The 12,372-nt window shown below is 73.6% G+C and carries 2 protein-coding genes; both read left to right on the top strand.

Going from position 1 to position 12,372, the window contains the following annotated elements:
• Positions 1-11,687: type I polyketide synthase (locus tag IE262_RS38930; protein WP_189880360.1), on the top strand; the 11,687-nt coding region annotated here is incomplete at its 5' end.
• Positions 11,688-11,732: 45 nt separating this feature from the next.
• A partial coding sequence (locus tag IE262_RS38925; RefSeq protein WP_189880358.1) for a beta-ketoacyl synthase N-terminal-like domain-containing protein occupies positions 11,733-12,372 on the top strand: 640 nt, incomplete at its 3' end.

Below are 12,372 nucleotides of genomic sequence, written 5' to 3'. Positions count from 1 at the left end.
TCGGCGATCCCATCGAGGCGCAGGCCCTCCTCGCCACCTACGGGCAGGCACGCGACGGTGACGGCGAGCCGCTGTGGCTGGGGTCCGTGAAGTCCAACCTCGGGCACACCCAGGCGGCCGCCGGTGTGGCCGGTGTGATGAAGATGGTGATGGCGCTGGGCGCGGAGCGCCTGCCGCGCACTTTGCACGCCGAGGAGCCGTCCTCCCATGTGGACTGGGAGTCGGGTGCGGTGCGGCTGCTGACCGAGGAGCGGGCCTGGCCGCAGGGCGGGCGTCCGCGCCGGGCAGGTGTGTCGTCGTTCGGTATCAGCGGCACCAACGCCCACGTCGTCATCGAAGAGGCCCCGGCCCCGCGTCCAGCGGCCCCACCGCGACCGGAGCACCCGCTGCCGACGGTGCCGTGGGTGGTCTCGGCCCGCTCGGCCGAGGCACTGCGCGCCCAACTCGCCCAGCTGGCTCCCCTGGACGCGGACCCGCTGGACACCGGCCTGTCCCTCGCCACGACACGGGCCGTGCTGGAACACCGTGCCGTCCTGCTCGGTCCCGACCTGGACGCCCTGCGCGCACAGCTCGCGGAGCCCGGCATCACCGGGTCCGTCACCGACGGCCGTACGGCATGGATGTTCACCGGCCAGGGCAGCCAACGGGCGGGCATGGGACGGGAACTGTACGACACCCACCCCGCGTTCGCCGCCGCGCTGGACGAGGTGTGCGGGCTGCTGGACGCACGGCTCGGCTTCGAAACACCCCTCAAGGACGCCCTCTTCGCGGACGACGCCGGTCTGCTGGACAGCACCGGATACGCGCAGCCGGCGCTGTTCGCGGTGCAGGTGGCGCTGGTCGCGCTGCTGCGGTCGTGGGGGATGGCCCCGGAGACCGTACTGGGCCACTCGGTGGGCGAGTTCGCCGCAGCGTACACGGCCGGAGTCTTCGACCTGCCCGACGCGGTACGGCTGGTCGCGGCCCGCGCCCGCCTGATGCGGGCACTGCCCGAGGGCGGAGCCATGGCCGCCGTGGAGGCCACCGAGGCGGACCTGACCGGTCGGCTTCCGGACGGCGCGGTGCTCGCGGCCGTCAACGGACCCACGTCAGTGGTCGTCTCGGGCACCGCGACCGCCGTGGACGCCGTGGTCGAGCAGGCCCGCGAGGAAGGCCGCCGGGCGACCCGTCTGCGGGTGTCGCACGCGTTCCACTCACCGCTGATGGACCCCGTCCTCGCCGAGTTCACCGAGGCCGCGGCCGAGATCACCTACCGCACCCCGCAGGTCCCCGCCGTCAGCAGCGTGACCGGCGCCCCGCTGGGCGAGGACGACTGGACGACCCCCGCCTACTGGGCCGACCAGATCGTCCGCCCCGTCCGCTTCCACGACGCCTTCACCGCGGCCCGGACCCAAGGCGCCGGCCGCTTCCTGGAGATCGGCCCCGACCCCGTCCTGACCGCGCTCGCCGGTGACGTACCCGCCGCGGCGAGCCTGCGCCGGGACCGCCCCGAAGCGGAGACCCTGCTGCGGGCCGTCGCCGAACTCTTCGTCCGCGGCACCCTGGTCGACTGGGCCGCCGTCTTCGCCGGCACGGGCGCGCGTGAGGTACCCCTGCCGACATACGCATTCCAGCGCCGCCGCTACTGGCTCGACGCGCCGCGCGCCACCGTGGCCGCCGGTGACCTCGGCCTCGGCGTCACCGGACACCCGCTGCTCGGCGCCGCCGTGCCCGTCGCCGGATCGGACGCCGTCCTCCTCACGTCCCGGCTGTCCACCACCGACCAGCCCTGGCTCGCCGACCACGCCGTGGCGGGCTCGGTCATCCTGCCGGGCACCGCCGTGCTCGAACTGGCGCTGGCCGCCGGCGAACGCGTCGGCCTCGACCGCGTCGACGAACTCACCCTCCACGCCCCGCTCGTCCTCCCCGACACGAGCGCCCTACAGATCCAGCTCGGCGTCGAGGCCCCCGGCACCGACGGCCGCCGGCAGCTGTACGTCTACGGCCGCCCCGAAACCGCCACCGACGACCCCTGGACGGTGCACGCCTCAGGCGTCCTGGCCGCGAGCGAGCCCTCGGACGAGGTGGGGGACCTGCGGGCCTGGCCCCCACAGGGCGCCGAACCCGTCGAACTGGACGGCCTGTACGAGCGGTTGGGAACGGCCGGACTGTCGTACGGCCCGGCGTTCCGCGGCCTGGAACAGGTCTGGCGCGCCGGCGACGACTGGTTCGTCCAGGCCGCGCTGCCCGAATCCGTGGCGGACGGCGCCGACGGATTCGGAGTGCACCCCGCCCTGCTGGACGCCGTCCTGCACACGCTGGGGCTGTGGGAGCGCGAGGACGCGGGCGCGCTGCTGCCGTTCCTGTGGTCCGGCGTCGAACTCTCGGCCGTCGGCGCCGCCGCTCTGCGCGTCCGGATCTCACGCCGCGGCGACGACACCGTCACCCTGCACGTGGCCGACTCGACCGGCGAACCGGTCGCCCGCGCCGACGGCCTGACCCTGCGGCCACTGTCCCCCGGCGCGCTCACCACCGGCGACAACGCCTTCCGCGACAGCCTGTTCCGCGTCGACTGGCGGCCCCTGCCCGAGACGGGGAGGACCACGACGGCCGCGACGACTGCGACGGCCGCATCGACCGCGACGACTGCGACGGCCGCAACGACCGCGACCTGGACGGTGCTCGGCGACCCCGAGTCCCTGCCCGAGGCGCCCGCCCGCGCCCACGCCGACCTCGCCGCCCTCACCTCGGCACTCGACGCCGGGGACACGGCGCCGCACACGGTCTACGCACGCGTCGCCACGGACGACCGATCCCTCACCGACGTGGCCTCCGCCACCCTCGCGCTCGTCCAGGGCTGGCTCGCCGAACCCCGCCTCGCGGACTCCCGCCTGGTGTTCGTCACCTCCCGAGCCGTCAGCGACGACGTCACCGGCCTCGCCGGCGCGACCGTCTGGGGCCTGGTCCGCTCGGCGTCCGGCGAGCACCCGGGCCGCTTCCGGCTCGCGGACGTCGACGGCTCGCCGGAGTCCTACCGGGCCCTGGCCGACTGCCCCGACCAGCCCGAACTGCTCGTCCGCCAGGGCGTTGTCCGTGTCCCGCGCCTCGTCCGGGCGGTCACCGACGACGTGCTGCTGCCGCCCGCCGGATCGGGCGACGGATGGCGGATGGACGTCGTCGCCCAGGGACGCCTCAACGGCGTCGCACTCGTTCCGGAGGACCGACGGCCCCTGGAATCCGGCGAGGTACGGGTCGCCGTGCGGGCAGCAGGGGTGAACTTCCGTGACGTACTGAACGTCCTCGGGATGTATCCGGGTGACCCCGGCCGGCTCGGGCACGAGGGTGCCGGTGTGGTCGTGGAGGTCGGTGCGGAGGTGACCGGCCTGGAGGTCGGTGACCGGGTGATGGGTCTGCTGGACGGGGCGTTCGGCCCGCTGGCCGTCACCGATGCCCGGTTGCTGGCGCGGGTGCCGGACGGGTGGTCGTTCGAGCAGGCGGCGTCCGTACCGATCGTGTTCCTGACCGCCTACTACGCCCTGACGGACCTGGCCGGACTTGAGGCGGGGGAGTCGGTGCTGATCCATGCCGCTGCCGGTGGTGTGGGCGTGGCCGCTGTGCAACTGGCCCAGCACTTGGGCGGCGAGGTGTACGCGACGGCGAGCGAGCCGAAGTGGCCGGTCGTGCGTGACCTCGGCGTCCCCGGTGATCGGATCGCCTCGTCCCGGACGACGAAGTTCGAGGAGCGGTTCCAGCCGGGTGTGGACGTGGTGCTGGACTCCCTGGCGGGTGAGTTCGTGGACGCCTCGCTGCGGCTGGTGCGGCCGGGCGGCCGCTTCGTGGAGATGGGCAAGACCGACATCCGCGACGCGGAGGAGGTCCGGGCCGAGTACGGAGTGTCGTACCGCTCCTTCGACCTGATGGACGCCGGTCCCGACCGGATCGCCGAGATGTTCGCCGCGCTGCTGGAACTGTTCGAGCACGGCGCCCTGCGGCCCGCCCCGGTCACCGCGTACGGGATCTCCCGGGCGCCGGAGGCACTGCGCCTGCTGGGGCAGGCCAGGCACGTCGGCAAGGTCGTCCTCTCGGTGCCGTCGCCGTGGGCCGGCGAGGGAACGGTGCTGATCACGGGCGGGACGGGTGGTCTGGGCGCGGAAGTCGCCCGGCATCTGGTCACCGCTCACGGGGTGCGCGACCTGCTGCTGGTGTCCCGGCGCGGACCCGACGCCCCGGGCGCCCCCGAACTCACTGCGGAACTGGAGGAGTTGGGAGCTCGTGTCGCGGTGGCCGCGTGCGATGCGGCTGATCGTGAGGCGCTGGCCGCCGTCCTCGACGGGGTGGAGCTGACGGGCGTCGTGCACGCGGCCGGTGTGCTCGACGACGGCCTCGTCACCGACCTCACCCCGCAGCGGCTGGCCCGCGTCCTGGCCGCCAAGGCGGACTCGGCCCGGCATCTGCACGAACTGACGCGTGGGCGGCGGCTGTCCGCGTTCGTGCTGTTCTCGTCGTTCGCCGGCGTGGTCGGCAACCCGGGCCAGGCCGCCTACGCCGCCGCGAACAACGCCCTGGACGCCCTCGCGGCAGCCCGCCGCGCCGAGGGACTGCCCGCGGTGTCGCTGGCCTGGGGCATGTGGGCGATCGCCGGCGGCATGGGCGGGACGCTGGACGCGGCCGAGCTGGACCGCATGGCCCGGCAGGGCTACCCCGCACTGGAGACGGGCCACGGCCTCGCCCTGCTCGACGCCGCCCTGCTGCTCGACGAACCGACCGCCGTCCCCGTCGCCCTGCGCGTACCCGCGCTCGCCGAGACCGGTCACGACACCCTGCCCGGTGTCCTGCACGATCTGGTCCCCGCCGCCCGGCGCCGTCGCGATGCCCGCCGCCCGCTCGGCACCGGAGCCGGCGAACTCGCCGACCGGCTGCGCGGGTTGCGGCCCGACGCGCAGGAACGCCTGCTGCTCGACACGGTGCGCGCCCAGGTCGCGGCGGTCCTCGGACACGCCTCGCCCGCACAGATCGACCCGGACCGCGCCTTCAAGGACCTCGGCTTCGACTCCCTCACCGCCGTAGACCTGCGCAATCGGCTCCGCGGAGCCACCGGCATCGCCTTGCCCGCGACCCTCGTCTTCGACCACCCCACGCCCAGCGCCCTCGTCGCGCACCTGCGGACCCACCTGCTGGGCGACGACGACCCGGCCGACGCGGCCGGCACGATCCGTTCCGCCGCGCACACCGATGCCGACGACCCCATCGCGATCGTGGGCCTCGGCTGCCGGTTCCCGGGCGGCGCCGACTCGCCCGACGCCCTCTGGGACCTGGTCGTCACCGGCAAGGACGCGATCACTGCGATCCCGTCCGACCGCGGCTGGGACACCCGTGCCCTCGACGGCATCGCGGCCGTCGGCGGCTTCGTCGCGGACGCCGGGGACTTCGACGCCGAACTGTTCGGTATCTCCCCGCGCGAGGCCCTCGCGATGGACCCGCAGCAGCGGCTGCTGCTGGAGACCGCGTGGGAGGCGCTGGAGCGCGCGGGCATCGACCCGACCTCACTGCGGGGCACGGCGACGGGCGTCTACGCGGGGGTCTCCGCCAACGGCTACGGTGGCCACCTCCACGAGACGACCGCCGAGACCGAGGGCTACCTGCTCACCGGCAGCACCCCCAGCGTCGCCTCCGGCCGTCTGTCGTACCTGCTTGGCCTGGAGGGCCCGGCCGTCTCCGTGGACACCGCCTGCTCCTCCGCGCTCGTCGCCCTGCACCTGGCCTGCCAGGCGCTGCGCTCCGGCGAGTGCGACATGGCTCTGGCCGGTGGCGCCACCGTCATGGCCAACCCGGGCATGTTCCTGGAGTTCGCCCGCCAAGGCGGCCTCGCAGGCGACGGACGCTGCAAGTCCTTCGCCGACGACGCCGACGGCACCGGCTGGTCCGAAGGCGCGGGCATCATCGTCGTCGAACGCCTCTCCGACGCGCTCCGCAACGGCCACCCCGTTCTGGCGGTGGTACGCGGCAGCGCGATCAACCAGGACGGCGCGTCCAACGGGCTCACCGCCCCGAACGGGCCGTCGCAGCAGCGGGTGATCCGGCAGGCGCTGGCGGCGGCCGGACTTCGCCCCGAGGACGTGGACGCGGTCGAGGCCCACGGCACGGGCACCCGACTCGGTGACCCGATCGAGGCACAGGCCCTGCTCGCGACGTATGGACAGGCCAGGACCGACGACGATCCCCTGTGGCTCGGCTCGGTCAAGTCGAACATCAGCCACCCGCAGGCCGCGGCCGGCGTGGCGAGCGTGGTGAAGATGGTGATGGCGCTGCGGGAGGAGACCCTGCCGCGCACGCTGCACGCCGAGGAGCCCTCGACACACGTCGACTGGGCTTCCGGGGCCGTACGGCTGCTGACGCGGGAGCGGGCCTGGCCGCGCGGTGACCGGCGGCGTCGGGCGGGTGTGTCGTCCTTCGGCATCAGCGGCACGAACGCCCACGTCATCCTCGAAGAGGCCCCGGCCGTCCAGGAGCCGCAGCAGCGCACGGTGACGGCGCCCCCGGTCGTCCCGTGGCCCGTGTCCGGCCGTGGCGCGGGCGCCCTGCGCGACCAGCTCGCGCGCCTCTCGCAGGTCCTCGACGTTCGCGAACTCGACCCGGTGGACGTCGGGCTGTCGCTGGCCACGACCCGCGCCGCCCTGGAACACCGGGCGGTGGTCCTCGGGCGTGATGCTGACGCGTTGCGGTCGGGGCTCGCCATGCCTGCTGTGACGGGTGTCGTCACCGAGGGCCGTACGGCGTGGATGTTCACCGGGCAGGGCAGCCAACGCCTCGGCATGGGGCGTGAACTGCACGCCGCCTACCCCCGGTTCGCCCAAGCCTTCGACGAGGTCGCCGGTCTGCTGGAGGCCGAGTTGTCCGGCGCGGAGGGCTTCCCGCTTGCGTTGCGGGATGTCCTGTTCGCCGACGAGGGCTCCGAGGCCGCCGCTCTCCTCGATCGCACCGGTTACGCGCAGGCGGCCTTGTTCGCCGTCCAGGTCGCGTCGGTGGAGTTGCTCCGTTCGTGGGGTGTGACGCCGGACGTGGTGCTGGGTCACTCCATCGGCGAGTATGCCGCCGCCTTCGCGGCCGGTGTCTTCGAACTCCCGGACGCGGTACGGCTGGTGGCCGCGCGTGCCCGTCTCATGCAGGCCCTGCCCGAGGGCGGCGCGATGGCCGCCGTCGAGGCCGACGAGGCGGAGATCACCGACCTGCTGACCCCGGGGGATGTGTCGATCGCCGTCGTCAACGGCCCGGCGGCCGTGGTGGTGTCGGGGAGCGAGGAAGGCGTCGAGCGGGTCATGGCGGGGGTGCGTGAGCGCGGTCGCCGGGTCAGCCGCCTGCGCGTGTCGCACGCCTTCCACTCGCCGCTCATGGAGCCGATGCTCGACGAGTTCGCCGCCGTCGCCGAGCAGATCGACTACGGCACCCCGCGCTGCACGGCCCTCAGCACCGTCAGCGGTGCCCCGCTCGCCGACGGCGACTGGACGAGCGCCGGGTACTGGGTGCGGCAGATCCGGCAGCCGGTCCGGTTCCACGAGGCCGCAACCGAGGCGGTCACGGCCGAAGGCGCCGTCCGGCTGCTGGAGATCGGCCCCGATCCGGTACTGACCAGCCTGATCGGAGCCGGAGCCGGAGCCGGAGCCGGAGCCGGAGCCGGAGCCGGAGCCGGAGCCGGAGCTGCGGGCTCGGCGGTGTCCGTGCTCCGCAAGGGCAGGCCCGAGGCCGAGACGTTCCTCGGCGCCGTGGCCGAGCTGTTCGTCCGGGGCGCCGACGTCGACTGGGCCGCCGTCCTCGCCGGATCCGGAGCCCGCCACGTCCCGCTGCCGACGTACGCCTTCCAGCGGCAGCGGTACTGGCTGCGGCCCAGCCGCTCCCACGCCGCCGACAGCCTCGGCCTCGGCAACCCCGGGCATCCGCTGCTCGGCGCGGCGCTGCCCGTCGCCGGGTCGGACACCCTGCTGCTCACCTCACGACTGTCCGCCGACAGCCACCCCTGGCTGGCCGAGCACGTGGTCGCCGGACGAGTCGTCGTCCCCGGCACGGCCCTGCTCGAACTCGCCGTCCAGGCCGGTGCCCGGGTCGGCCGCGACCAGGTCGCCGACCTCACCCTGCACGCTCCGCTCGTCCTCGCCGAGGGCGGCGCCGCACAGGTGCAGATCTCCGTGGAACCGCCCGAGGCCGACGAGACCCGCGCCCTGCGCATCCACGCCCGCCCCGAGCACGCGACCGCCGACACACCCTGGACCCTGCACGCCACCGCCACCCTCGCCACCCCACAGGCCGAGCCCGACTGGGACCTGCGCGCCTGGCCGCCGGCCGACGCCGAACCGCTGCCGCTGGACGGCCTCCACGAGCGGCTGGCCACGGCCGGACTCGACTACGGCCCCACCTTCCGCGGACTGAGCCGCGCCTGGCGCCAGGGCGACGACCTCTACGCCGAGGCCGTACTGCCCGAGCCCGCCGCCACCGAGGCCACCGCCTACGCGGTGCACCCGGCGCTGCTGGACAGCGTCCTGCACGCGCTCGCCCTGCGCGCCGGGGGCGAGGACGGAGGCGAGGCCCTCCTGCCGTTCCTGTGGTCGGGCGTGTCCGTTACCGCCGTCGGTGCCACGACGCTGCGCGCCCACCTCCACCCGACCGGCGACGGTGAGGTGGCCCTGCGCGTCGCCGACGCCGTCGGCACCCCCGTGGCCGCCGTCCGGTCCCTGCTGCTGCGCCCGGTGTCCGCCGCCCTGCGCACGCCGGCCGGCGTCGACCACCTGTACCGCCTGGCCTGGGCACCCGCCGCCCCCACTCCGGACATCGACGAAGCCACCCTCGGACAACGCCGGGTGCTGCTCTCACCGGACGCACGCGCCGAGGAACCGTGGACCGCCGCCGGCGTTCCGATCACCCGGCACCATGACCTCGGCGCCCTCATCGCCGCCATCGACACGGGCGCGGAGGCGCCCGACGTAGTGATCGTTCCGATAGCGGGCATCGAGCGCGACGGCACCGAAGGCACCGGTGGCATCGACGGCACCGCGTCCCGGCCGGAGATCACCGCCAACTCTGGTGAAGTCCTCAGCCCGATTGCTGGTCTCCTGGGGACCATGCGGAGCTGCCTGGCGGACGAGCGCCTGACCGGAACGCGTCTGGTCGTCACGACCCACGACGCGGTCCCGGCCGGAGCTGCCCCGAGCCCGCACGGCACCGATCTGACCGGCGCGGGAGCCTGGGGCCTGGTCCGGTCCGCGATCAGCGAGCACCCCGACCGGTTCCTCCTGGCCGACCTGGACGGCGAACCTACTTCCCACCGGACCCTCGCCCACCACCTCGCCCACGGCGAGGAACCCCAACTCGCCGTCCGCGACGGGCAGATCTGGTTCCCGCACCTGACACCGATGGCTGGCGACGGTCTGCTGGTACCGCCGGCCGTCGCTCCGGGGATGTCGTGGCGCGTGGAGGTCGCCGAGCAAGGCCGCCTGGACGGCGTCGCGGTGATCACCGAGGAGCAGCGAACGCTGCGGGCCGGTGAGGTGCGGGTGGCGGTGCGCGCCGCGGGTGTGAACTTCCGTGACGTGCTGAACGTGCTGGGCACCTACCCCGGTGACGCCGGTCGGCTCGGTCACGAGGGCGCCGGTGTGGTCGTGGAGGTGGGCCCGGAGGTGACCGGCCTGGCGGTCGGCGACCGGGTGATGGGCCTCCTGGACGGGGCGTTCGGCCCGTCGGCCGTCACGGACGCCCGGTTGCTGGCGCGGATTCCGGACGGGTGGTCGTTCGAGCAGGCGGCGTCCGTACCGATCGTGTTCCTGACCGCGTACTACGCCCTGGTGGACCTTGCCGGACTCAAGGAAGGCGAGTCCGTGCTGATCCACGCCGCGGTGGGTGGTGTCGGCATGGCTGCCGTACAGCTCGCCCAGCACCTGGGCGGCGAGGTGTACGGGACGGCGAGTGGGCGGGAGTGGCCGGTGCTGCGTGAGCTGGGGGTAGCGGACGAGCGGATCACCTCCTCGCGCACGACGGAGTTCGAGGAGCGGTTCCAGCCGGGTGTGGACGTGGTGCTGGACTCGCTTGTGGGTGAGTTCGTGGACGCCTCGCTGCGGCTGGTGCGGCCGGGCGGCCGGTTCGTGGAGATGGGCAAGACCGACATCCGTGACGCCGAGCAGGTGCGGGCCGAGCACGGGATCGACTACACCGCCTTCGACCTCATCGACGCGGGCCCCGACCGGATCGCCGAGATGTGGGCCGCACTGCTGGACCTGTTCGAGCAGGGCGCGCTGCGGCCGGTGAAGCTGACCTCCTACGAACTGTCCCGGGCGCCGGAGGCGTTGCGTCTGCTGGGGCAGGCCGAGCATGTGGGGAAGGTCGTGCTGCGGGTGCCGTCGCCGTGGGCCGGCGAGGGAACGGTGCTGATCACGGGCGGGACGGGTGGTCTGGGTGCGGAGGTCTCCCGGCACCTGGTCACCGAGCACGGCGTACGGGATCTGCTGCTCGTCTCCCGGCGCGGGCCGGAGGCTCCGGGTGCCTCTGAACTCGCGGTGGAACTCGAAGAGTTGGGTGGCCGAGTCGTTGTGCGGGCGTGCGATGTCTCCGACCGTACGGAGCTCGCTGCCGTACTGGACGGTGTCGAACTGTCGGGTGTGGTGCACGCGGCGGGCGTTCTCGATGACGGTCTGATCGCTGACTTCACTGAGGAGCGGCTGGTCCGAGTGCTGAGGGCGAAGGCGGAATCGGCGCTGCATCTGCATGAGTTGACGGCCGACCGTGACCTGTCCGCCTTCGTTCTCTTCTCCTCGTTCGCGGGTGTCGTGGGCAACGCCGGTCAGGCCGCGTACTCCGCCGCGAACAACATCCTCGACGCCCTCGCGGCCACCCGCCGTGCCCAGGGGCTCCCCGCTGTGTCGCTGGCCTGGGGCATGTGGGCGCACGCGGACGGCATGGGCGGCACCCTTGGTGGACCGGAGCTGGAGCGGCTCGCGCGGCAGGGCTTCCCGGCCCTGGAGACGGGCGAGGGGCTGGCCCTCCTCGACGCGGCGCTCGTCGTCGACGAGCCGAACGCCGTCCCCGTCGCCCTGCGCCTCTCCGCGCCGGCGAGCGGTCACGTGCCGTTCCTGCTGCGGAACCTCGTGCCGACGACGGGACGGCGCTGGGAGGCGGCCGCTTCGGGCGGTGCCGGTGCCGCCGACAGCAGCGGCTTCGTGGAGCGGCTGCGTGGGCTGGGCCCGGTCGAACGGGACCGCATGGTGCTGGACGCGGTGCTGGCCGAGGTGGCCGGGGTGCTGGGGCATGCCTCGGCCGGATCGGTGGATGCGTCACGGGCGTTCAAGGAACTGGGCTTCGACTCGCTCACGGCCGTGGATCTCCGTAACCGCCTGAAGACCGTCACCGGGTTGCAGCTGCCCGCCACCCTCATCTTCGACCACCCGACCGTGGCGGATCTCGCCGCCCGTCTGTGCGCGGAGTTCGACCGTGCCGAGGGCGGAGCGGTGCCGAGCCTGTCCGATCTGGACCGGCTGGAGGCGGCCGTTCTCGCGATGGCCGAACAGGACGGAACGGTGCGCAAGGAACTGCGTGACCGACTGCGGGCCATGACGGCGCGCCTCGACGACGAACCGAGCACAACGGGAACCGAGCAGGACAACGACGACATCGACTCCGCCTCACTGGACTCGATGTTCGCGATCATCGATCGGGAACTCAAGGGCTGACGCCGGGCCTTGGCGTGCCCCAGGTGACAAAGGGACAGGATTCGCGTGCCCACTGACGACAAGACTCTGACGTATCTCAAGCGGCTGACCACCGACCTTCGCCAGACCCGTCAGCGGCTGCGCGAGGTCGAGGCCCGGGACCACGAGCCGATCGCGATCGTGGGGATGGGGTGCCGCTTTCCCGGCGGGGTGGACTCGCCGGAGACACTGTGGGACCTGGTGGCGTCCGGCGGCGAGGGTGTGTCGGGCTTCCCGGTGGATCGCGGCTGGGACCTGACGGGCCTGTTCGGGGACGGGCCGGGCCAGTCGTCGTCGCGGCAGGGCGGTTTCCTGCACGACGCGGCCGAGTTCGACGCGGAGCTGTTCGGGATCTCGCCGCGTGAGGCGCTGGCGATGGATCCGCAGCAGCGGCTGCTGCTGGAGACGTCGTGGGAGGCGCTGGAGCGGGCAGGGGTCGATCCGCTGTCCTTGCGCGGTTCGCGCACGGGCGTGTTCGCGGGCCTGATGTACCACGACTACGCCTCCCGGCTGCCGGCGACGCCGGACGAGGTCGAGGGTCTGCTCGCGAACGGCAACGCGGGCAGTGTCTTCTCCGGGCGTGTGGCGTACGTGTTCGGGTTCGAGGGGCCGGCGGTGACGGTGGACACGGCGTGTTCGTCGTCGCTGGTGGCGCTGCATCTGGCGT

It is taken from the genome of Streptomyces bluensis (genome assembly GCF_014650715.1).
Taxonomy (GTDB): Bacteria; Actinomycetota; Actinomycetes; order Streptomycetales; family Streptomycetaceae; genus Streptomyces; species Streptomyces bluensis.
Note: the sequence above shows the minus strand (reverse complement) of the source record. Positions and strands in the feature narration are given on the sequence as shown.